This window comes from Acetobacter pasteurianus subsp. pasteurianus LMG 1262 = NBRC 106471, from assembly GCF_000285275.1.
Classification (GTDB): domain Bacteria; phylum Pseudomonadota; class Alphaproteobacteria; order Acetobacterales; family Acetobacteraceae; genus Acetobacter; species Acetobacter pasteurianus.
Genome location: NZ_CADO01000007.1, coordinates 15,727 through 38,722, shown reverse-complemented (window position 1 = coordinate 38,722; position 22,996 = coordinate 15,727). Strand labels below are relative to the sequence as shown.

20 protein-coding genes and 1 riboswitch are annotated in these 22,996 nt (G+C 54.3%); of the genes, 10 read left to right on the top strand and 10 right to left on the bottom strand.

Annotated elements, in window-relative coordinates; all coding sequences use genetic code 11:
- Positions 1-135 precede the first annotated feature (135 nt).
- A riboswitch (FMN riboswitch) is annotated at positions 136-282 on the top strand.
- Between the two features lie 99 nt (positions 283-381).
- From ribD to APA10_RS02710, 6 genes are all read left to right on the top strand, one after another.
- Positions 382-1,434 carry a bifunctional diaminohydroxyphosphoribosylaminopyrimidine deaminase/5-amino-6-(5-phosphoribosylamino)uracil reductase RibD gene (gene ribD / locus APA10_RS02735; RefSeq protein WP_003630052.1) on the top strand — a complete coding sequence of 351 codons (1,053 nt, stop codon included), beginning with the start codon at positions 382-384 and terminating at the stop codon, positions 1,432-1,434.
- A complete protein-coding gene (locus APA10_RS02730; RefSeq protein ID WP_035365920.1) occupies positions 1,416-2,018 on the top strand; it encodes a riboflavin synthase in 603 nt (200 codons plus the stop codon). Before ribD ends, APA10_RS02730 begins: the two co-directional genes overlap by 19 nt.
- 14 nt (positions 2,019-2,032) lie before the next feature.
- Positions 2,033-3,346 carry a bifunctional 3,4-dihydroxy-2-butanone-4-phosphate synthase/GTP cyclohydrolase II gene (locus tag APA10_RS02725; protein WP_003630054.1) on the top strand — a complete coding sequence of 438 codons (1,314 nt, stop codon included), beginning with the start codon at positions 2,033-2,035 and terminating at the stop codon, positions 3,344-3,346.
- A gap of 36 nt (positions 3,347-3,382) precedes the next feature.
- Positions 3,383-3,868 carry a 6,7-dimethyl-8-ribityllumazine synthase gene (gene ribH / locus APA10_RS02720; protein WP_003630055.1) on the top strand — a complete coding sequence of 162 codons (486 nt, stop codon included), beginning with the start codon at positions 3,383-3,385 and terminating at the stop codon, positions 3,866-3,868.
- 69 nt (positions 3,869-3,937) lie between these two features.
- Positions 3,938-4,948 (top strand): lysylphosphatidylglycerol synthase domain-containing protein, encoded by a 1,011-nt coding sequence (locus tag APA10_RS02715; RefSeq protein ID WP_035365922.1) that lies wholly within the window; start codon positions 3,938-3,940, stop codon positions 4,946-4,948.
- Between the two features lie 114 nt (positions 4,949-5,062).
- A complete protein-coding gene (locus APA10_RS02710; protein ID WP_003630057.1) occupies positions 5,063-7,657 on the top strand; it encodes an MMPL family transporter in 2,595 nt (864 codons plus the stop codon).
- 102 nt (positions 7,658-7,759) lie between these two features.
- Here APA10_RS02710 and APA10_RS02705 read toward each other — a convergent pair whose 3' ends face one another.
- The 6 genes from APA10_RS02705 to APA10_RS02680 all read right to left on the bottom strand — a co-directional run bounded on the left by APA10_RS02705 (position 7,760) and on the right by APA10_RS02680 (position 13,530).
- Complete coding sequence (locus APA10_RS02705) at positions 7,760-9,019, bottom strand: NAD(P)/FAD-dependent oxidoreductase (RefSeq protein ID WP_003624558.1); 1,260 nt, start codon at positions 9,017-9,019, stop codon at positions 7,760-7,762.
- A gap of 101 nt (positions 9,020-9,120) precedes the next feature.
- Positions 9,121-9,357, bottom strand: a complete 237-nt coding sequence (locus APA10_RS02700) for a DUF3297 family protein (protein ID WP_003624557.1) — start codon at positions 9,355-9,357, stop codon at positions 9,121-9,123.
- A gap of 101 nt (positions 9,358-9,458) precedes the next feature.
- Entirely contained in the window at positions 9,459-10,223 is a 765-nt protein-coding gene (locus APA10_RS02695; protein ID WP_003630058.1) for a hypothetical protein, read from the bottom strand.
- A 42-nt stretch (positions 10,224-10,265) separates the two neighbouring features.
- Positions 10,266-11,228 (bottom strand): efflux RND transporter periplasmic adaptor subunit, encoded by a 963-nt coding sequence (locus tag APA10_RS02690; RefSeq protein ID WP_003630060.1) that lies wholly within the window; start codon positions 11,226-11,228, stop codon positions 10,266-10,268.
- Between the two features lie 15 nt (positions 11,229-11,243).
- The gene (locus tag APA10_RS02685; protein ID WP_003624554.1) at positions 11,244-11,444 is read right to left on the bottom strand and encodes a DUF1656 domain-containing protein; all 201 of its coding nucleotides are present in this window, start codon (positions 11,442-11,444) and stop codon (positions 11,244-11,246) included.
- A gap of 1 nt (position 11,445) precedes the next feature.
- Positions 11,446-13,530, bottom strand: coding sequence for an FUSC family protein (locus APA10_RS02680; protein ID WP_003630061.1), 2,085 nt, complete (start codon positions 13,528-13,530; stop codon positions 11,446-11,448).
- 313 nt (positions 13,531-13,843) lie between these two features.
- Here APA10_RS02680 and APA10_RS02675 point away from each other — a divergent pair, with 313 nt between their 5' ends.
- Positions 13,844-14,992 carry a metallophosphoesterase family protein gene (locus tag APA10_RS02675; RefSeq protein ID WP_003630062.1) on the top strand — a complete coding sequence of 383 codons (1,149 nt, stop codon included), beginning with the start codon at positions 13,844-13,846 and terminating at the stop codon, positions 14,990-14,992.
- Positions 14,989-17,694: an AAA family ATPase gene (locus APA10_RS02670; RefSeq protein WP_003630063.1), complete on the top strand. Its 2,706-nt coding sequence runs from the start codon at positions 14,989-14,991 to the stop codon at positions 17,692-17,694. The genes APA10_RS02675 and APA10_RS02670 overlap by 4 nt, the downstream gene beginning before the upstream one ends.
- Here APA10_RS02670 and APA10_RS02665 read toward each other — a convergent pair.
- Positions 17,678-19,144 carry a carbohydrate porin gene (locus tag APA10_RS02665; protein ID WP_003630064.1) on the bottom strand — a complete coding sequence of 489 codons (1,467 nt, stop codon included), beginning with the start codon at positions 19,142-19,144 and terminating at the stop codon, positions 17,678-17,680. The genes APA10_RS02670 and APA10_RS02665 overlap by 17 nt on opposite strands.
- 134 nt (positions 19,145-19,278) lie before the next feature.
- Between APA10_RS02665 and moaB the strand changes: the two genes are divergently transcribed.
- Both moaB and APA10_RS02655 read left to right on the top strand, forming a co-directional pair.
- A complete protein-coding gene (moaB, locus tag APA10_RS02660) occupies positions 19,279-19,917 on the top strand; it encodes a molybdenum cofactor biosynthesis protein B (RefSeq protein WP_003630065.1) in 639 nt (212 codons plus the stop codon).
- Positions 19,910-20,488 carry a DJ-1/PfpI family protein gene (locus APA10_RS02655; protein ID WP_003630066.1) on the top strand — a complete coding sequence of 193 codons (579 nt, stop codon included), beginning with the start codon at positions 19,910-19,912 and terminating at the stop codon, positions 20,486-20,488. The genes moaB and APA10_RS02655 overlap by 8 nt, the downstream gene beginning before the upstream one ends.
- Before the next feature lie 55 nt (positions 20,489-20,543).
- Here APA10_RS02655 and folE read toward each other — a convergent pair whose 3' ends face one another.
- The 3 genes from folE to metZ all read right to left on the bottom strand — a co-directional run bounded on the left by folE (position 20,544) and on the right by metZ (position 22,995).
- Complete coding sequence (gene folE, locus APA10_RS02650) at positions 20,544-21,155, bottom strand: GTP cyclohydrolase I FolE (RefSeq protein WP_003630067.1); 612 nt, start codon at positions 21,153-21,155, stop codon at positions 20,544-20,546.
- Between the two features lie 40 nt (positions 21,156-21,195).
- A complete protein-coding gene (gene apaG / locus APA10_RS02645; protein ID WP_003624542.1) occupies positions 21,196-21,666 on the bottom strand; it encodes a Co2+/Mg2+ efflux protein ApaG in 471 nt (156 codons plus the stop codon).
- A 120-nt stretch (positions 21,667-21,786) separates the two neighbouring features.
- Positions 21,787-22,995, bottom strand: coding sequence for an O-succinylhomoserine sulfhydrylase (metZ, locus tag APA10_RS02640; RefSeq protein WP_003630068.1), 1,209 nt, complete (start codon positions 22,993-22,995; stop codon positions 21,787-21,789).
- Position 22,996 lies beyond the last annotated feature (1 nt).

The following is a 22,996-nucleotide window of genomic DNA, read 5'->3' as shown; positions in this document are numbered from 1 at the left end:
TGCGGCGGCATCATAACTTTGCCGAAACATTTGGGCAAGGTGGGTGCAGTTTTTAACAAACTGTGAAGGCATTTGCTCTTGCATAAGGCAAAAGGCAGGGCCATCATAGTTGTTATCACTCGCATGTTGTGGGTGTGATGTTCTCAGGGCAGGGTGAAAATCCCTACCGGCGGTAAGCAGCGCACAGCGTTGTAAGCCCGCGAGCGCCCGCTTATGGCGGGGTCAGCAGATCCGGTGCAATTCCGGGGCCGACGGTTACAGTCCGGATGGAAGAGAACAGAAAGACTGGTGCGTTATCGTGATTCGTCCAGAATTACGTGCGTGCAAGGCTATCTTATGCCCTGAGTCCGTCTGGTTTATGAGAACGCGGGCAGAAACAGGGTGAACAGCTTTTCACAGATTTCCCGACAGATCATGCCAGAACGCATTGGTGCGGCGTTTCATCTTGCCGTGGCTGAGGCGTGGAGCTTTGTAGGGCGTACAGCCCCCAACCCGCCGGTAGGGTGTGTGCTGCTGGATGCGCAAGGTGATGTGTTGGTTGTGGCCGCACATCATCAGGCAGGCACTGCACATGCTGAAAGGCTGGCCGTAGAGCAGGCGCGTGCTCTTGGGGTGGTGGAGCGGATTGATACCGCTGTTGTTACGCTGGAGCCCTGCAATCATACCGGTCGCACCCCACCGTGTACGGAAGCACTGCTTTCTACCCCTGTTAAAACCGTCTGGATTGGTTGTGCAGACCCTAACCCGCATGTGCAGGGTGGGGGCGCTGCCCGGCTGGAACGTGAAGGTATTACGGTTAACCGTTTGTGGCAGTGCATGAATGCTGCGGCCACATATGCACGCTGCCGTGCGTTGTTGGCCCCATTTGCCATGCGCATGACACACGGGCGGCCTTGGGTAACCGTTAAACAGGCGTTGGATAGCAAAGGCTCCATGGTGCCCCCAAAAGGGCAAAAAACCTTTACAACCCCGGCATCCCTCCGGCTGGCGCATACTTTGCGGCGTGTCACAGATGGCATTGTGACAGCGACAGGCACCGTATTGGCTGATCGGCCCACGCTGACCGTAAGGCATGTGGAAGATCACCCTGAACGCCGCCGCCTGTTGGTGGTGTGTGGGCAGGAAAAACATGCACCGGCTGAGTGGCTGGACAGCGTTTCCGCCACGTTTGATGTGCGCTTCTGCCCCGATATTGCGCAACTGCCAGATATTCTGGCGCAAAGCGATGCGCTGTGGGTGCTGGTAGAAGCCGGGCCAACTCTGCTTGAGGCCCTTAAAACCCATAATTTGTGGGATGATTGGCTGACCATTCGTCAGGGTGCTTCAGGGCAGGATCATCTTGCTGTTTCAACCCAACATGATGTCACACCTCTTTCCCTTTTTCCCGAGTGGGTGCGGTGTGCGCAGGAGCAGGTATGTTTTCCGGTATCATAGAATCTCTCGGCCATGTGGCTAAGGCGGAGCGCAGCCCCCAGTCTCTTATGCTGGAAGTGGAAACAGGGCTGCACGATGTGGCGGAGGGGGAAAGCATAGCCGTAAACGGTGTGTGCCTGACTGCTGTAGAGCCTTCAACAACAGGTCTTGTCCGCTTTTTTGTGAGCAGCGAGACACTGGATTGCACCACATTGGGCGCGCTTGAGGCTGGGTGCCGGGTCAATCTGGAACGCGCCGTTACGCCTGCCACACGTCTTTCTGGCCATATTGTGCAAGGTCATGTGGATGCCGTGGCACGGTTTACAGAATGTACCCAGTCTGGTGATGCGCGGCGCGTGGTGTTTGAAGTGCCAGCCCAGCTGCGTCGCTACATGGTAGCCAAAGGGTCTGTGGCACTTGCGGGCATTAGCCTGACGCTGAATGAAGTGGGTGAGCCAAACGGCGAGACCTTTCCCATCGAACTGATGATTATTCCGCACACATGGGAGCACACCACGCTCGGCACGCTAAAAGTTGGTGATGCCGTGAATGTGGAAGTGGATATCATTGCCAAATATGTGGAGGCACAATGCCGGACCAAGTAAACACAGCAGCCCCAGTGGCAGCTAAGGCATCGGCAAGGCTTTTGCAGGCGGTAGAAGCCGTGCGTTCTGGCCGTATGGTTATTATGGTGGATGATGAAGATCGCGAAAACGAAGGCGATCTGGTTATGGCTGCGGAGTTCATGACGCCAGAAGCCATGAACTTCATGATCACCCATGCCCGTGGCCTTGTGTGCCTGCCGCTCACACCTCAACAGGTAGATCGTCTTGGTCTACCCATGATGGTGCGGCAAAGCGATAATACAGCTCAGTATGGCACGGCGTTTACGGTATCCATTGAGGCCAAGGAAGGCGTGAGCACAGGTATTTCTGCGCCAGATCGGTCGCATACCGTGCGTGTAGCGGCATCAGAAAACGCAACACCTGCGGATATTGCCACACCGGGCCATATCTTTCCGCTGCGCGCCGCCCCCGGTGGGGTGCTGGAGCGTATTGGCCATACGGAAGGTTCGATAGATCTGCTGCGTCTGGCCGGGTTAAAGCCAGCCGCTGTGATTTGCGAAATTCTGAATGAAGATGGCACCATGGCGCGTCGGCCACAGTTGGAGGTGTTTGCCCGCCAGCATGATCTGCCGATTGTTTCCATTGCAGAGTTGGTGACATGGATTAAAGCTCACGGCCTGTCATCCTTGGCAATGCAGGCCGCTGAAGCAAATCCAGAAGGTGCGCCAGAACCAGCCGTGCCAGATCTGGCGCAGGCATCCTTACCCAGTGCTTACGGTGGGGATGATCTGGTGATCCATGCGTATCAGGATGAAAACGGCGTAGAGCATGTGGCCTTGGTAAAAGGTGATGTGCGCCGCAAAGGTGCTGTGCCGCTGGTGCGCCTGCATTCTGAATGTGTGACAGGTGATGCCCTTGGGTCCCTGCGGTGCGATTGCGGTTCACAACTGCACGCGGCCCTTCGAGCCATAGGGAAGGCGGAATGTGGCGTGCTGGTTTATGTGCGCGGGCATGAAGGGCGCGGCATCGGGCTGGTCAACAAAATCCGCGCTTATGAACTACAAGATGCCGGGCTGGATACGGTGGATGCCAACCATAGGCTGGGTTTTGCAACCGATGCCCGAGATTGGCGCGCAGCTTCGGGCATATTGCGCAGCCTTGGCGTAGGCGAACTGGATTTGCTGACGAACAACCCGGATAAAGTGCGCGCTCTGGAGACACGCGGGTTTATGGTGCGCCGCCGGATTGGGCTGGAAATTCCACCTACACCGCATAATCGCGCCTATCTGGAAGCCAAGCGCCGGCGCATGGGGCACCATCTTGGGCAATTTGTTGCCGTTGATGCCGAACCGGATGCGGTTGTCTGATTTTTAAATAAGTGAATGATTAAAGGTGTTTGACTAATGGGTACACGTTCCCCCGTTTCCTTGCCGGATCTCAAGGCACTTTCTCCTGCACCGCGTCTGGCCATTATTGTCAGCCGGTTTAACGAAGTTGTAACCGGCGGCCTGCGTGATGGTGCTATTGCGTGGCTGGCTGAACATAACATTACTGTGAAAGACGGTGATGTATTTGCGGCTCCCGGTGCCTTTGAAATGCCACTTCTGGCACAGACACTTGCCAAAACAGGCAACTATGAAGGCGTTATCTGCCTTGGTTGCGTTGTAAAAGGGGATACAGCGCATTTTGAATTCATCAGCCTAGGCGCCACAATGGGCATTCTTCAGGCCTCTTTGGCTACGGAAACGCCTATCGCCTTTGGTGTGTTGACAACTTATACAGAAGAGCAGGCACAGGTACGCTCTGCTGATGATATCCACAACAAAGGGCGCGAAGCCGCTGCTGCGTGTGTGGAATCCCTGGCCTTACTGCGCCAGATCAAAGGCTGAAAAAATGAGTTGTGTTAGGCTGCACCAACCGAAAGTGTAAAAGCCAAGCCAAAAAAGGATGGAGGAAGCATGAAGCGGGTCACTCTCATTGCCGGGATTTTCGGTTTGGGGTTGACCCTATGGATGCTGGCCCAGTTTGGGGTGTCCTCCATTTTTTCTCTGGTTATGACAGGCGGTTGGGGCATTTTGGCTGCCATTGCCTTTCATAGTGTGCAGGTTTTTCTTTCTGCTTCCGCTTGGCGCACCATTGCAGGCCGCACTTTTGGCCCGGTTCTGCCGTTAAGAGCCTATTTTATGCTCCGCTGTGTGCGAGAGGGCATAAATAATCTTCTTCCCGTTGCGCAGGTTGGCGGGGAGGTTATGTCCTCCCGCCTGTTGGCCCGTCGTGGTTTGGGCCTGAAGCATGCGGCAGCCGCAACAATTTGCGATCTGACAATCGAGCTGCTCAGCCAAGTGGTATTCACCCTTGGCGGCTTGGTCATGTTGTTGTTTCTGGTCAAACGCACTGCCGTGACAGACCGCCTGCTGGAAAGTGCACTGGTGCTTTTGGCCATAGGTGGCGGCGTATTTATCAGCCAATGGCTTGGGGCCGTGGCTTTCATAGAAAAATTGCTTATTCGCATTGCCGCTCATCTGGGGTGGAGTGGTGTTGATGGTATTCGCGGCCTTAATAAGGAAGTGCTCGCGCTGTATAAATCAGGCCGCAATGCGGTTACGGGCCTGATATTGCAGTTTTGTGCATGGGCTTTAGGGGCTGTTGAGGTGTGGCTGATTCTGCACTTCATGGGGCATGGGTGCTCTCTTGCTACCGGATTTGTGATCGAAGGTGTGGGGGAAGCAGCTAAATCGGCTGGGTTTGCCGTGCCCGGTGCCCTTGGTGTGTCAGAAGGGGGTTACATTATGGTTGGCAGCCTTTTTGGTATGCCGCCTGCTGTTGCCATTGCGCTTTCTCTCATCAAACGTTTGCGTGAAATTGCTTGGGGTTTGCCCTCCCTTATATTGTGGCAATGGCTTGAGCATTCGTGGCGCCCTTATGCCGAGCGCCTGCGCAAAATGCCCTTTTCCCGCACGGGTCTGTAAAAAGGAAAACAGAGCCCTGCTTACATCATCACTTGCTTCTGGCTGGGGGGTTGGGCAAACCATGACAGCCCTGTCTGCTTGGGCTGTGATTATTTTGGGATCCTGTCGTTCATCATGCTGTTTGCACCCATAGGTCGTTTCATTACGTTCTGCGCCCGCCATGCCTGGGCTGTTGTGGCGTTGTTTCTCGTGCTTTCGGGGGCAGGCGTTTACGCTGGCATGACCCGTCTGGGAGTAACGACAGATACCAGCAAAATGCTTTCCCCCCGTTTGGAGTGGAAGCAGCGTTCCGATGAAATGGGGCGTTTGTTCCCCCAGAAGGAAAACCTTCTGGTAGCTGTTATTCAGGCCAAAATGCCAGAAGAAGGGCAGGAAACAGCGCGGGAACTGGCTGCCAAGATAAGTGCCGACCATACACATTTTTCTTTTGCGCATAGGCCAGATGCCAACCCGTATCTGCTGCGCAATGGCTTGATGTTTCTGGAGCCTCAACCGCTTTCTCAGGTGCTGAATGATACCATTACAGCGCAGCCATTCCTGGCGGCGTTGGCGCAGGATCCTTCAGCACGTGGGTTGTTTGGTGCTCTCTCCCTTATGGCAGAAGGTGTAAAACAGGATCAGGCCAATCTGTCTGGCTTTCAGGCACCTTTGTCTGGGTTTGCCAATACGCTGGAACAGGCTGTGGCTGGGCATGCTGAGGCTATGTCCTGGCAGCAGCTTTTGGGCGGCAAGCTTTCTGATCTGGCTGGTAACTACCAGTTTGTTATCACCAAGCCGATCTTGGATTACGGGTCCTTTCAGCCGGGTGGCGCCGCGGCAGATGCCATGCGGCAGGCTGTGAGTTCTCTGGAATTTGTTAAAAATGGGCACGCCAAGGTTTATCTGACCGGGCAGGTGCAGCTGGATGATGAAGAATTTGCAACCGTGGCAGAAGGCATGGTGGCAGGGCTTCTGGGTTCTCTGGCACTTGTTACCCTGTGGCTGACGCTTGCTGTCAGAACATGGCGTGTGGTGCTGCCTATTGTGGTCACGCTTGTTGTGGGCCTGTTGCTGACAACCGGTTTTGCTGCGGTGGCTGTTGGTACGCTGAACCTGATTTCCGTGGCATTTGCTATTCTGTTTGTTGGCATTGCGGTGGATTTTGCCATCCAGTTTTCTGTGCGCTTCCGTGCTCAAACACCTACGCAGCCGGGTGAAGAAGGCGTTTTTGAAGCCCTGCGCCTGACGGGTGAGGAAACAGGGCATCAGATTCTTGTCGCGGCTCTGGCAACATCTGCTGGGTTTCTGGCCTTTACGCCTACAGCTTTTTTGGGTGTTGCCCAGCTTGGTCTTATTGCCGGTATTGGCATGCTGGTGGCCTTTATCTGCACCACCACGCTTTTGCCTGCGTTGCTGAAAATCTGCCATCCACCACTTAACTGCCCCAGCATGGGCTATGCGTTCATGAAGCCGGTGGATATTAAAATCCGCCATACGCGCAAGCTGCTTCTGGGCTTCTTTACGCTGGTGGCTCTGGTGGGTTTGGCTCTGGTGCCTAGCTTACAGTTTGATGGTGACCCGCTGCATACCAAAAATCCGAATTCGGAAGGGATGCGTGCCCTTAAACTGCTGATCAACAACCCACAGACATCTCCTTACAGTGCAGAACTTCTGGTGCATTCTCTTGCGGATGCAGAAAAAGAAACCACGCGTCTTTCTGGCCTGCCTGATGTGAATGATGTGATGTGGCTGGGTTCCTTTGTACCAACCCAGCAGCAGCAGAAACTGGCCCTTATTCAGGACGCTGCTTCCATTCTGTTGCCAACGCTTATTGTGCCACAGCCAAAAGCAGCCCCAACAGCGGATGATCTGCGTAAATCCGCGCATGATACATCTGTTGCCTTGGCGGGTGTGCTGGATAAGCTGCCAGCGCAGGATCCGTTACGTCGTATTCAGGCTGCTCTGACCAAATTGGCAGAAGCTCCAGATGCCACAGTGCAGGCGGCTAATACCGCATTGGTCCGCTTTCTGCCGACAGAGCTGGATCAGCTACGCACCATGCTTCAGGCAACGCCTGTAAGCATTAAGGACGTGCCCGCTGAAATTGCAGATGACTATTTGCTGCCAGATGGTCGCGCTTTGGTGGAAGTGCATCCTAAGGGTGTGATGTCCAATTCCGGCGCGCTGCGTAAATTTGTGGCTTCTTTGCAGAAAGTAGAGCCGCAAATGGCTGGCACAGCGGTTGATATTGTGGAAAGCGCACGTTCCATTGTGAAGGCGTTTGAACAGGCAGCCGGTGCAGCTATTGTGATGATTGCCGTTATTCTCATGCTGGCTCTGCGCCGCGTTAAGGATATGGCGCTGGTGCTGGCACCGCTGCTGCTTTCCGCCTTGATGACGGTTATTCTGATTGTGCTGCTGCCCGAAACCCTAAACTTTGCCAACATTATCGCATTGCCTCTGCTGCTGGGGGTTGGGGTTTCCTTCAACATCTATTTCGTCATGAACTGGCGGGATGGTGTGAAGTATCCGCTGGCTTCTCCGACCGCGCGTGCTGTGTTGTTCTCAGCCCTTACAACAGGCACGGCCTTTGGCTCGCTGGCCCTTTCGCACCATCCGGGCACGGCGAGCATGGGGCGGTTGCTGCTGCTTTCTCTGGGTTGCACGCTGTTGGCCACGCTTGTGTTTGTGCCAGCCCTGCTGCCCAAGCGGCCTATAGACGAGGCCTGATAAAAGCAGGCCCCAAGAACTGGGTAACAAAAAAGCCTCCCGAAAATATCGGGAGGCTTTTTTATGTCCGCTTTCTGAAAGAAAAATCAGAAAGGGAGGTGCTTACTTCTTCACCCATTCAGGATGGTGCGGCATTTCAATATCACGCCCCTTCAACATCATATCCCAGTAAACACGTGGGAATACGGTTGTCTTCAGGAACCAGGCAAAGCGGCTAGGCTTGCGCTGATCGTAAGGGAAGCTGGGGGCAGGTTTGCCGCCGTACAGGAACTCCGCCAGAATAACCTTGCCGTAAGCAACAGTCAGCGGGCAAGCACCGTATCCATCGTAGCTGCCTGTCAGTGGCTTGCCATCCAGAGATGCCAGAACGTTTGCTGTGACTACCGGGGTTTGCGCACGGGCAGCGGCCATGGTTTTGGCGTTGGAGGTGCCAATAACATCGCCCATACCAAAGATGAACGGATACTTGGTGTGCTGGAGCGTGCTGGGGTCTACATCCAGCCAGCCACCTTCATTTGCCAAGGGGCTTTTCTTGATAAAGTCCGGAGCGCTCTGTGGTGGGGTGACATGCAGCATGTCAAACTCTTTCACCACATTTGTAACTTTGCCATCTGGCCCGGTAACGGCAAAGGTTGCTTTGTGTTCCGGCCCGTTTACGGCAATCAGCGTGTGTTTGTACAGCACGTTAATGCCGTAATAGTCCACGGCTTCCTGCAAACCGGGGCGATAGTAACCAACGCCAAACAGTGCATCACCGGTCATGCAGAAATCTACATTGGTACGGTTAAGCGTGCCCTGCTTGCGCCAGTAATCAGATGCCAGATAGGCAATTTTCTGCGGTGCGCCTGCGCATTTGATAGGCATGGGCGGCTGGGTGAACAATGCCGTGCCGCCGGAAAGGGACTGAATGCATGTCCATGTATATTCCACGGTATCTTTGGAATAGTTACTGCACACGCCGTTACGGCCCAGCGTATCTGTTAGGCCTTCAATCTTGTTCCAATCAAGTTGGAGGCCGGGGCAAACAATCAGGCGGTTGTAAGCAACGGTGCGGCCATCTTCCAGCGTCACCATGTTATCATCAGGCTGGAAGGATGCCGCAGCAGCACGCAGCCATGTGCAGCCTTTGGGAATAACGCCACCTTCCTGATCCAGCGTGCTCCGCAGCTTCATTACGCCGGCACCAACCAATGTCCAGCCTGGCTGATAGGCATGGGTGGTTGCGGGGTCGATAATGGCAATATCAAGTGTGGAGCGTTCACGCAGCAGGCGGGCTGCTACGGCAATACCGGCCGATCCACCACCCACGACAACAACAGTGTAGCGTAGATCTGGTGTTGTGGAGTTTTCTGTTTGAGTCATGGAAGTCTCCCTGAATCTCACGTTGACGTGGGTGCACTATCCCAAACATCTACAATTTAATAAAGTATTTAATTGTATTTGGGATATGTGTGGAGGGCAGGTCAGTCCTTGACCCACACTTCAACCGGGCCACTCAGCTTCATGGTAAGGGGGTTGCCACGCCGGTCTACCGTTTTGCCTACGGCCACACGCACCCAACCTTCGCTGATGCAGTATTCTTCAACATTTGTTTTTTCTACGCCCTTAAAGCGCACGCCAATGCCCCGGGCCAGTAGGTCTTCATTATAAAAAGGGCTTTCCGGGTTTACGGAAAGGCGGTCGGGCAGGGTATCAGACATTTAGAGAGTCCTTGATATATCGGTTAAAAGTGCACCGACGTTTTAAGGGCTTTCATATTGAAAGACCATGCTCGATCCGCATTTACAGCGCAGAATGCGGGCTAGTGGTTGCCTTGGGTTGAGGTCACAACAATTTTCCCTTTGCCGTCACGCTCTGTGGCCAAGGTGCCGGTGGCTTTATCCACTAAAATATTGCCTGCATTTTCAACATGCAGGGCCGCCACGGATGTTTCGCCGTGAAATACAGCATCTGCTGTGCTGTTGGATGTAATTTCCAATGCTTCCAGTGTGCCTTGCTGGGCCGTAAAGGCCGCAGAGCCACCAATATAAACAGCCAGGGCCGGAGCTTGCACTTTCCCGATATTGAATGGGGCAGAAAGCGTGGAACGCAAGCGTGCAGAGTCCGCCAATACAGGAATGGTAATGGCTCCTGTGGAATCAGACACAACATTCAGTTCCGCAGCACGCCCTAGTGTTACGGCTCCGCTGCCAGCCTGAAGAAAAACAGGGCCTTTACGGTCATCCACCTGAATGGATGCTTTGCCTGTGCTGGTAATAACCAGCGGCATATTAGGTGCGGTGGTGAGCGTAAGATTGGTATCTGCCCGACAGCTTTGCCCTGTAACAGATAGGCTGCCATCCGGGTTGGCAGTTAGTTGAATGCCCGTAGGCCATTGGCCATTTTCTGGTTCAGGCCGCGTTACGCCTTTTTGGGCGCGGATATGCAGGCTGTTCAGGCAGGGCGCTGCAATATTAAGCGTTGGGCTTTGGTTTTTTTCTGCCCCACAGGCAACGGAGGGCAGAAAAATTGCTAGGCAGAGAGCCGTTGCAGCGCAAACTTCTGAACGAAAAAAAGAATACAGCATGCCTTCTTTCTGCCAGTGCCTGAGGGGTGCGTCTATCCTGTTTTAATGGCGTAGCCCACTGCCACCTGTACCACCCATTAAGGCATCGTGCATACGGTCCAGTGCTTCAGTAAGTGTATCGTGTGCGCGTTTGCCTTTGCTGCCCACAACAGTCACCGTGCTAGTCATGCCAGCGGCCAACTGGGTGCCGGGGGGGATGCTGTCTATCTGCACACGTACGGGAATACGCTGCGCTAGACGCACCCATGTATAAACCGGATCAACCGATGGTAGGCCCTGTGTTGCAGTAGCTGCGTTGGCCGTGGCAATGCCGCGCGTAAGGCTTACCACATGGCCCCACATGGGTTCACGATACCCCATAAGGTCTAGCCGCACGCGGTCTCCAACATGGATGGAGCGGATTTTTGTTTCCTCAAAATATCCATCCACCCAGTAAGATGAGGCATCAATGACCTCAATATTGGATTTACCAGCCGTTGCGTAATCACCCACACGCATGATGAGGTTGTTGACGTAACCCGTTACCGTGCTGCGCACATATGTACGATCAAGGTTGATTTTGGCTTGGGAAAGATTGGCCAATGCCTGCGCATAAGCGGCTTTGGCAATATCTGCCGTGGCTTGATAAACCTGCTTTTCTTCGCGGGAGGCCGCAGCGTCTGTCAGCTTGTCACGCCGGAATTCCTGCGTGTCTTTCAGCGCCATATCCGCTTTGCGCTGATTGACCACAGCCGTTGCCGTTGCCAGCGCGACTTTGAAGTCAAACGGATCAATTTCGTACAGAATGTCTCCAGCATGCACAAACTGGTTGTCCCGCACGCGCACAGCAATAATCTGGCCAGAAACACGCGGGGCAATGTCTGCAACCTGTACACGTACTTGTCCGTTTCGGGTCCAGGGGGCGGCTGTGTAGTAATCCCACAGTACGAAGCAAACAACGGCTGCAATGGCAAGAATGGTCCCCGTTGTGATAAACTGCAGGACGCGGCGGGCGCGCTCAAACACGGTCGGAAAGCCCTTTCACAACAAAATGGTGTAAAGGCCGATAAGGCATATCAGAATGCCAAATTCAGCCAGAGGCAGGTTCCATACCACGCGGCGGGCACGTACTTTGGATAGAACCGGGTTAAGAGCCAGCAGGGTGGCAATAGCCAATCCGGCATGGACAACAAAGGACGAAACAAGCAGCCCGCCTATGTCCAGAACAGGGCGTAATTCCATGTTAGCGGGCCTTCCATTGCTGATCTGGCACAGGGATAAGGTCGTACAGATGCAAAGCGGAACGGTTGTGTTCCAGTAGATGTATGGCGCCAACCATGGCAGATACGGCGGCAAGGGCAGTTGCCATCTGGCCATGAGGCAGGTTGATGGAATGGTCCAGCAAAACGCGTGCCTTGCGCTTCATGCGGTAAAGGGCTGAATCCACGTTGTAGATAATGGTGGCGCGGTAGGCAGATTCCGCATCCAGCCGGATGGCGGGAATGGTGGCGGCACGTTGCAGGTGGCGGCGTGCACGTGCCAGTTCCACATTCAGTTCATCCAAGCTGGCGAGGCGTGAGAAAACACGCTGCTTGGCCTTGTTGTTGGGGAGGTAGCGGTTCCATTCCAGAATGCGGCACAGCCGATCATAATGGCGGCTGATCAGGGCAGAACCGGCTTGTTCACCATGCCCTTCAAACTGAAGCAGCAAATCGTGTCCAATGGTAATACCAACCCTAAAGCGCCTGCCCGTAGCGGAAGGTGGTAGCAGCAGCACCAGTGAAATAAAGATGATAATAGCTGCAAACAGGTACAGCACGTTGCGGTCTATAAACGCAGAAGGCTCGTAGTTTTGCTGGTTGGCTACACCCAGAATAACAAAGAAGAAAACGCCTGCGTTAAACCCGATCGTGGCTGTCTTGGGGTTCATTAACAGCAGGCAACCCCCAAAGATAATCGGGAGAATGGCCATTGCCAGAAAAGGCATGTCTGCGCCGTGGGGTAATACGCCAAAGTTCAGCACTGCAGCCACGGCAATAGCCAAAGGTGTGCCAATAAGGGCACCCATGCCGAAACCGCGCGCATTATAAGTGGTGGCCGCCAAAGTGAGAATAATGGCCACCTGAGAAAGCGCGCTATAGGTGGCAGGAATATCAGAGATAATGCAAAGCCCGGCCGCAACAGAAAACCCAATCAGGGTTCGCAGGCCGTTGAGGAGGGCTGCGATAACATCATGATGCTGATCGATCTTGAGTTCCGGCGCCTGTGTGCGGGCCCGCTGCCCATGTTGGAGCGCATCTATGCCATCTGCCGCCCATCGTGCATCAGACAGAAGCGCCATGGAGCGTTCAATCAGCCATGCTTCATCTAGCGTTGGCCCAAGCGAGGCTTCCTCTGCGTGGGCTTCCTTGGCCAGATCTTCCAGATCATGCACAGCCTGAAGGGGGGATTCTACCGGAGTGCCGTCACCAAATGATGTGCGGATGTGTTTGAGTATGGGGCCGGAAATGTTGCCACGGCGCAGCACGTTGGCAATGGCACGGCTACAGGTTAGCATTTCTAGTAGCGCCACCATGGCAGAACGCGCACCGGCAAGGCGCAGCTTGGCATCAGCAAGCTCAGTTTTGGCGAATGAGACCTGAGATGTCAGGGCAATAATTTCGCCCGCAAGGCCAGCGCATGTCATGTCATCAGGCACACCGTGGCCGGCTACGGCATCACGCGCAATGCGCTGCACCATTTCACCTGTGCGGCGCAGGTTGGCTGCCAGTTTTTCAAACGCGGTGGGGGAGCCAAACACATCGTTAATGGCGGCCGTGGCCGCAATGCCCACCACAATGGCGGACACACGGTTAACGGTCACATCAAAGATGGAAGCCGGGTTATCAATGCAGCTAATGCCCACAATGGCTACGGTGTAGCCAGAAAGCATGGCCGCATAGGCGCGGAAGTCTCGCTCCAATGTGCCCATAATGGTGCATAGGGTAAGCCATAGCGCCACACCGCCCAGAAAAACCCCACGTTCCTGATTAAAGCAGGCGGTTAGAAAAAGCGCGACAAACGCGCCAATAATTGTGCCAGCCAGCCGGTAAAGTGCTTTGGAGAGCACCTGCCCACGTGTGGGCTGCGCCAGAATCATAACCGTAACGGCAGCAGAACCAGGGGAGGAAAGCTGGAGCCAGAAAGCGGTGGAAAGTGCTAGAACAGCAGACAGCCACGTGCGCAGACAAAACAGAAACCAGCCATGTGCGAAGATGCTGCGTGGCAGGGGAAGAAACAATGTCTTCCAAGATCCCATACGGAATGCTGCCGGTGTTTCTGTTGTCATGTCTGTGCTGTTTTTAACCTCTTTGCTTCACATCAGGGGGCATGCCACTTCCAGCCAGACAGGGCGGGTTTAAGCGAATCTCGCAGTATCAGCATGCTTCTTAAAATAAAATATAATATTTGGCGTGATGCCATGAGTGACGAGGGGGGTTGCGCTTAACGCGGGTCAGGCCAGATGGCGAGGGTATGAATTATATCTAACCTAATGATAAGATAAGATGAAGTGAGGTTAAGGGATGGCAGCTCACGATCTGGGTATGTCATGGGAAAGTGAAATTTTTCTGCCAGCTGCATGATGGAGTGCGCCAGAGTTCATGAAATTTATCCACACATCAGACTGGCAGATCGGCAAGACATTCAGTTTTGCAGATGATGATACCTTGGGCGCGCTACAGGCTGCGCGTGTAGATGTTGTGCGCAATATTGGCGCTCTGGCCCGGCAGGAAGGTGCAGCCTGCGTGCTGGTAGCGGGTGATATTTATGAACACGAAACGCCAGAAAGGCGCACATTGCACCAGCCTATGGAGCGGATGCGGCAGTTCCCCGATGTGCAGTGGCACCTTATTCCCGGTAACCATGATGCAGATACGCCAGAAGGCGTGTGGGCACGTTTAAGGCGAGAAGATGCTGTGCCGGATAATGTGCATCTGCACACGTGCCCGCAGGCGGTAGAGATAGATAAAGCCCATAATGCATGGTTGTTGCCTGCCGTGCTCAAGCGCCGCCATACGCTTTCTGATCTCACGGATTACATGAATGATGAGGTAACGCCACCAGATGCTCTGCGCATTGGGTTGGCTCATGGGTCTGTTGTGGGGTTCAGCAATGGGCAGGAAGCCAAGCATAATCCTATTGCGCTGGATCGGGCCAAACAGGCCGGGCTTGCTTATCTGGGGTTAGGGGACTGGCACGGGTTTTGCCAGATTGATGCCCGCACCTGTTATTCCGGCACCCCGGAAACGGACCGCTTTGTAACGGGTGGCGCAGGCGGTGGGGAAACACTGGTGGTAACAGTAGATGGCCCATGTGCGCAGCCTGTTATCTCCCGGTACCGCACGGGCAAGTATATCTGGCGCAAGCTGGAAGACATTGTGCTGACCAATGGTGAAGATATTGAAGCATTGGAAGCCCGCGTAAGAGGTATAAACCCCGATAACCCCAGCATTGTTATGGCATGGCTGGAAGTTTCTGGCCTGCTGGGTGTGGATGATTTGCGTAAATACGAAAGCGTTATTCTCACGCGCTTACAAAGTGCAGTGGCGTGCTTGCGTATAACCGGCGCTCCCCAACTGGCTGCAGGAGCGCAGGATCTGGAACGTCTTGATGCCTCAGCAACCGTAAAGGTGGCAGCACAGGAATTGTTGCAGATGGTGGAGCAAGGGGGCGAGGAAGGTGCTGTGGCAAGGGAGGCCCTGCAAAGGCTGTTCCTGTTCTGGCATGAAGTAGAAGGTGCCGCGGCGTGATTCTGACAGATATCCAGCTTGAATGTGTGCGTCGGTTTACCTCTCCAGTGCGTCTGGAAGGTTTGGGCAAAGGGCTGAATGTGCTGGCCGCCCCGAATGAAGCCGGTAAATCCACTTTGCTGATGGCTCTGCGCGCTGCGCTAACCCTGCGTCATGGTTCCAAAGCCCAGCCTGTCAAAGAGATGCAGCCTTATGGCGGAGGTGCGCCCCATATTGGTGTGGGGTTTGAATGGAGCGGTAAGCCTTGCTGGTTGGAAAAACGCTTCATGAAAGGTGCTTTTGCGCGCCTCGATTTGGGGCAGGAGCGTTTTGATGGGGACACAGCAGAAGAACGTCTGAACGCTCTGTTAGAACTGGAGAAAGACGGCAGAACTGAAGCAACGGGTTTGTGGAATGCCCTTTTGGTGCGTCAGGGGGAAAGTTTTGTTGCACCAGTTTTAAACAACGCTGGCCGTTCCAGTATTCAGAATTGTCTGGAGCAAGGTGTTCAGGAAGTTACTGGTATTGCCGCTGCGGGGGCATTGCTGGAGCGTGTAAAGGCGCGGTTGGGGCAGTTGCAAACAGCCGCAACAGGCAGACCGACAGGGCGTTATAAGCAACTTCTGGATGATCAAGCCAAAGCGGCAGAAAATCTGAAAAGCCTACATGCCAAGCGTACTGCGCTGGAAGAAGACTTGGTTCTGCTTGAGCAAACCCGGCGCACGTTGCGTGAGCAGGAAAATCCAGAACGGCAAAAGCAGGAAGAACAGGAACTGCATAAGCTGCGTGAAGAGCGCGACCGTCTGCGAAATCTGGATGCGGAAGAAAAAGCCGCGCAGGCCAGAAAAGCCGCAGCATTGCAGCAGTTCCAGAATATTCGGGATGAAGAGGAACGCCGGAAAGAATACCGGGCCGAATGCACGCGGCTGGAGCAGGTGATTGCAGCCAGCACGCAAGAGCTTGCAGAACTTGCAGAGCACGAAAAAGCGGCTAATCTGCGGTATCAGGCGGCACAGGCCGAATGCCAGAAGGCTGTGCAGCAGCATCAGGTTCGGCGCGCTATTTTGCATCATGTTATGCAGCAGCGCGAAGTGCAGCATATGGAAGCAGCGCTTTTGCGCCAGCGTGAAAACTTAAAGCATGTGCAGGAACGCTTTGCCCAAATAGAGCAGGCGCAGGTAGCGTTTGATGCATTGCCTATGGATGAGGCCAAAATTCAGCGCCTGCGTAAGGCAGCCCAAAAAGTGGCAACGCTGGAGCAACATTTGCAAGCGCAGGCAACGGTGCTGGAAATGGATTTGCTGCCACAAGCGCAGCAGCGTGTTGTGTTGAATGGCCAAGCCTGTGCATCGGGTAAAAGCCTGTTACATGCTCCTGCAGAACTTCAGATTGAAGGTATCGGCCGGTTTATTATTACCCCTTCGGTTGGGGGGGATACGGTTGAATTGCAGCAGGCGTTACAGATAGCCCAAGCTGCATTAACCGATCTTTTGCAACAGGCTGGATGCTTGAATGTGGAAGACGCCGAACAACAGTATGAAAAGCACTGTCTGGCAGAACGTCAACTCAAGGAAGCCAAGGCTGTTTTTGCCGCCACGGCGCCCAGTAAAAAGGGCGTAAACCCAGATCAGGTTCTGCTGGAATTGCGGCATGTTCTGGCGAAGGAGGAAGCCGCTTACGCGCAGAAAAAACAGACTTTGGCGCAAAATCTGGCCAGCCAGATTGGTAGTGCTGATGAGTGTGATCTCAACTGCCAGCCAGATGAAGCCGTACAGCAGGAGCAGGAAGCTGCATTAGCAGTAGATCGCGCCAGAGAAAAAGAGCGTGATGCCCAACAGGCGCTCATAACGGCCAAAACGGCATTGGATAAAGCCAATGCAGCCCAACAGCAGCACGAAGTCGGGTTGACCCGTGTGCAGCGAGAACTGGCTCTTTGGCAGGGCCGGGAGCCAGATGTGGCACTGGCCCAACGTAAGCAGCTATGCCAGCAGGAGCAGGAGGCTGCACAGGCAGCGGTGGAGCATTGTGAACACGCACGCCAAAAAGAACGGCCTTTAGCTGTGGTGGAAAGCGGCATTCAGCGGCGTGAACAGGCCCAGAAAACAGATGGAGAAACTATAGCCCGCCTGCGTGAAGATATACGTGAGCGCGAAACCCGTGTGCGTGGTGCAGAAGGTGAAGGGCTGGATGAACGTATAGCAGAGGCAGACCGGCTACAGCAGCGCCTGAATATGGAAGTGGCAGCCTGCACGCGGGATAGGTCTGCCCTTGTTTTGCTCGATCAGGTTTTAAGCAAGGCAGAGCAAGAGCAAACAGCGCGCTATATGGGGCCACTGGTAAAAACCATGCAGCCCGCATTTTCAGCATTGTTCCCCGGTGCTGAACTGGAAATGGATGCAGATTTTGGGGTGGCTGCCCTTTCACGCAATCAGCGCGAAGATGTGGCAGATCTCTCTGATGGCACGCGGGAACAGATTGCTGTTCTGGTGCGTCTGGGTTTTGCTGAAATGCTGCATGGGCGCGGTGTGCCGGCCATTCTGGTGCTGGATGATGCACTCAGTTTTGCAGACCCAATGCGGCTGGAGCGTTTGTTTGATGTGCTGGCAGAAGCCGCAACGCGCTTCCAGATCCTTATTTTCACGTGTCATGCGCAACTGTTCGCACCATTGCGGGGCAGGATGTTAAGCCTGCGCCCGCAGGAAAGTTTTACATCACCACGTTAAACTGAAGCGCCATCACGGCGGCATCGTGGAACACGGTGGAACCGCCCGGACGGTTGATATACTGGAAGTCTGGCTGCAAAGACATGCCATTGGCAACATGTGCGTTGTAAAACACTTCGTAGATGTTTTCGTGCGTCTGAATGCCCCATACCTTGCCCCACTGGTTATCGGGGAAGGGCACGCCAGCAGCCAATGCAGCTTCCTGTTGCAGAACAGAGGCGCGGCTCATGGTCATCCACTGGAACATGGCGCCCACGCTATCATTCGGGCGGCCCCATGCAGCACCGGTTTCCGTCATACCGGCCCATACGTGGTGAGACATGGCAGTTGTTTTACCGTCAGACCACATCCAGCCCGCCAGAGCGATCAGGCCATTGGTGGGGCCATCACCATTCCGCATCAGCATCTGGTCAGCCATAAACCATGCACTTGCGCGGCCAGCTTCGTATTGTGGCTGAGCACCGGTTTGCACCCATGCATTGCCGTTTACGTCGTTCAGCAGGTTTTTGTATTTGGAGTTATCGTAGCCAAACCCAGCCTTGTAGTGGCCCACCAGATGGTTGCGTCCAAAGGAGGGAAGCCAGCCAATTTCCACCGGAGATGAGAACTTGCCCAAGCCATCCTGCGCCCATGCCCAGCCAGAAATGCCGCCGTTATACGCATGGGGGGAAACAGCAAACAGGCCAGCCATAATATAGGTCTGTTTTGTGGGCATAACGCGCGCAACAAAACCGAGGTTACCGGATGGCCAGTCTCGCGCGCCTTCCGTATATTTGGTCGGAGCCGGATTCCCGCACATGGCAACGTTCATGTACATACAAAACAGGGGGGAAGCGGCAAAAAAGCTGCCAACCGGAATCCAGCCTGCGCTGATATCTACATGATTGTGCAGGAAAGCGTGTTCACCATACAGGTAAACAAGATGGGCCACCACGTTACCACGTGCGCCATAAATCTGCTGCACGCCGCCCAGTGAATCCCCAATGTAATCTGTGCTCAGGTTACGACCATGTCCGTTTACCACCATCATGTGGGTCCAGAACCCTTTCATGATGTCGGCATTGGTCAGCTTGCCCCAATCCACATCCAGTTCAACACCTACCTGGCCGGCATCGTCCACGCCTTTCCTGCGGCCACCGCGAAAGTTGCCTGCAAGTTCTTCATGCACGTCTGCCAGAATATGAATGCCGTGGCTTAGCAGCCAGGGCTGTGCGCCCCACCAGTTTCCAAAGAAGTGATCCTTGCCATACGGTGCAGAAAATAGCGGGCCGGGATCTTCTACCTGATCGGCTTCATTATCTACCTGCAAGCTGGGCCAGAGACCCACTGCGCTGTTTCCACCTGTCAGCAACTGTGCGTGCGCAGGTAAAACAACGAAAAGAGATAGAACAAGCAGGCAGGTTGGCCATAAGGCGCGAAAAGGAAAATGGAGGTGAAGGCGTTTAATCATGTTCCCTTAATTTTTATTTCTTTCGGCCACCTCATGTTTCAGCAGAAAAAAGTGTGGCCTTGGGTTTCGGGATACTGCGGTTCCCGTTTTCTAAAGCAATTTTTATGCGGTTGTAGACGCTGTTGTGCAGTTTAATGGATTTTTTATATAAAAATAGGCCATTATTACGGCCATATGGTGCAGTTCTGCATCAGAATTATGGAGATAAGATTCTCTCAATGTCTAAAATCGATACCAACCTGCCGTTTCTTCCTGTTCGTATTGCAGTGCTTACCGTTTCGGATTCGCGCACACTGGAAACAGATACCTCCGGTGCAGCGCTTGTTGCGCGGCTGGAAGGTGCGGGCCATGTTCTGGCGGAGCGGGCCATTATCTCGGACGATGCAGACAAGATAGCCGCACAACTGCGCAAGTGGATTGCTGACCCACAGGTGGATGTTGTTATTACAAACGGCGGCACAGGCGTAACCGGCCGTGACGTTACACCAGAGGCTTTTGAAAGCGTGCTGGAAAAACGCATTGAAGGGTTTGGTGAACTGTTCCGTATGCTGTCTTATCGCAAGATCGGCACATCCACCATTCAGTCTCGTGCGTTGGCAGGTGTGGCTGGCGGTACGTATCTGTTTGCACTGCCGGGTTCTACCGGTGCGGTGAAGGACGGTTGGGATGATATTCTGGTTTTCCAGCTTGATAGCCGCCACCGGCCCTGTAACTTTGTGGAGTTGATGCCGCGTTTGCGCGAAGGCTTGAAAGGAAACGGTCATCATGACTGATGATGTCAAACTGCTAATGCTGGCAGGTGATTACGTAGAAGACTATGAAATCATGGTGCCTTATCAGGCTCTGCTTATGGTGGGGTATAAGGTGGACGTGATCTGCCCCGGCAAAAAAGCGGGCGATAAGGTGCTGACGGCCATTCATGATTTTGAAGGCGCGCAGACATACAGTGAAAAGCCCGGCCATGCGTTTGTGCTGAATGCAGATTTTGATGCCATTGATACCGATGAGTATCTGGGGTTGATTATTCCCGGTGGGCGTGCGCCCGAATATCTGCGCCTGAATGCGCGGGTGCTAGAAATTGTAAAAGCATTTGCCGATAGGCCAATTGCTGCCATTTGCCACGGGGCACAGCTTCTGGCTGCTGCCGGTATTATCAAGGGGCGTGAAGTTTCGGCTTACCCAGCCTGCCGCCCGGATGTGGAACTGGCTGGCGGCACTTATGCTGATATTCCGGTAACAGAAGCCGTAACGGATGGGGAACTGGTAACAGCTCCAGCATGGCCCGCACATCCAGCGTGGCTGGCTCAGTTCCTTAAGGTGCTGGGTGCAAATGTGAGCATCTAAGGCTCAAAGGCTTTTTCTCTCCCATCATAAACTGGATGGGAGAGAGATTTTTCTTTTAGAATTCGCAGGCGGCAGGGCGGTTGAGCATTGCCATCAGTTCGCGCCGTGTGTCTGAATTTTCCCGAAAAACGCCGAGCATGGTGCTGGTGACCATGGAAACACCGGGCTTGTGCACGCCGCGTGTTGTCATGCATTCGTGGGAAGATTCAATAATAACGGCAACCCCATGCGGTTCCAGTTCATCATTGATGGTATTGGCGATCTGGGCCGTGAGCCGTTCCTGAATTTGCAGGCGCTTGGCGTAGGCATCCACCACACGTGCCAGTTTGGAAATGCCTACAACGCGCTGGCGCGGCAGATAGGCAACATGCGCACGCCCGATAATGGGGGCCAAATGGTGCTCACAATGGCTTTCAAAGCGGATATCACGCAGCAGCACAATTTCATCATACCCTTCCACTTCGGAAAAGGTGCGGCGTAACAGGGCTGCGGGGTCAATTTCATACCCACAGAAAAATTCGGTGTAAGCGCGGGCAACACGGGCAGGGGTATCGTGCAGGCCTTCACGGTCCGGGTTATCGCCAGCCCAGCGTAGCAGGGTGCGTACAGCCTGTTCTGCTTCGGCTTGTGTTGGGCGTTGAGATGTATCAGACGGAGGCACGCTCATGCCACACTCCAGAAAAAGTATAGGGATATGATGGGGCGGATTAGTGGATCTGGCGGAGCAGAAAAGGGCTGTCCAGACTGAAAGCAGGGATGCTGGCATCAAACCGTCTGCCGCTGCTTTTGTCCTGCATAAGATAATGCCCGCTCATAAATCCGCCCGGCGTGGCAAGGGATGCCCCGGAAGTATATTCATACAGCGCACCGGGCTGAATAACCGGCAGTTCTCCCACTACGCCAGAACCGTGCACATATTCTGTATGCCCGGCTGTATCCGTAATGTGCCACGTACGTTCCAGAAGCTGCACAGGCTCTGTGCCATCATTACCAATGCGGATACGATAGGCCCAGCAATAGGAATGCTCATCTGGTTCGGATTGGTCTGGTAGCCAGAACACCTGCACCTGCACGCGCACATTCTCCGTAACAGCCTCATAGACAGGCAGTGAAGAAAAGAGCTCGTTCATGGCTTCTTCTGGATCTTGCAAAAGGGGAGAAGTGGCCCAGTCGGGCATGGAATATCCTGTTTATGGTACGGGATGGTGCTTGCACCTATCACGAACCCATCTGTTATGCCAAGCATTGTCCCTCCCGATACCTTAATGGTGGTTCAGGAGGGGCAATGAGGGGTTTATTTAGATAGCCTGAAGGGCCGCAACACCGCGGGCCAGATCGTCAATCAGATCTGCACTGTCTTCCAGCCCGACGGAAAAGCGGATGGCGCCATCCGTAATGCCCAGAACAGCGCGGTCTTCTGCGCTCACCTTGGAATGTGTGGTTGTGGCTGGGTGTGTCACCAAAGAGCGTGCATCCCCAAGGTTGTTGGAAATGGCAATCAGCTTCAGCGCGTCCATGAAGGCAAACGCGCCATTCTGGCCTCCCTTTACTTCAAAGGCAATCAGGCTTCCGCTGCCACTCATCTGGCGTTTGGCCAGTTCATACTGCGGGTGGTCGGCCCGGCCCGGGTAGCGCACGCTGACAATACCGGGGGCAGATGCCAGATAATCGGCCACAGCCGCAGCGTTGGCTGCCATGGCGTTAACGCGCAGGGAAAGTGTTTCCAGCCCCTTGAGCATCACCCATGCATTGAAAGGTGAAAGCGCATTGCCTGTATTACGGGTGAAGGGCTGAAGTGTTTCCGTAATCCAGTCTTTCCGGCCCAGTACGGCCCCGCCCAGCACGCGGCCTTGGCCATCAATGTGCTTGGTGCAGGAATAGACAACAACATCCGCACCCAACTGGAGAGGCTTCTGAAACACGGGGGAAGCAAATACGTTATCCACCACCACAATTGCACCAGCCTTGTGGGCGAGGTCTGAAATGGCCTTGATATCCAGAATATCAAGCATGGGGTTGGATGGGCTTTCCAGCAGCACGGCGGCTGTGGGTTGGGAAAGTGCCTTTGCCCATTCGTCCGGGTTACAGCCATCTACAAAAACGGTTTCTACACCATAACGGGGCAGAAGGTTGGCAACAATCCAGTGGCAGGAGCCAAACAGCGCGCGGGAGGCAACAACCCGATCTCCGGCTTTAACGTGGCTGAGCAGGGCGGAGGAAACAGCACCCATGCCTGTAGCCGTTGCCACACAGGCCTCTGCACCTTCCAGATCTGCCAGCCGGCGTTCCAGCGCAGCAACTGTGGGGTTGCCAAAGCGGCTATACTGATAGTGTTCTTCCTCACCGCGGAAGGTGCGGGCGGCTTGTTCAGCGTTGTCATAAACAAAGCCGGAGGTCAGAAACACGGCTTCGCTGGTTTCACCATATTCCGTGCGTTCCACACCAGCATGGAGCTGACGGGTTGCGGGGCGCCACGCTTCAGAAAATGCAATCTTGTTGTCACTCATG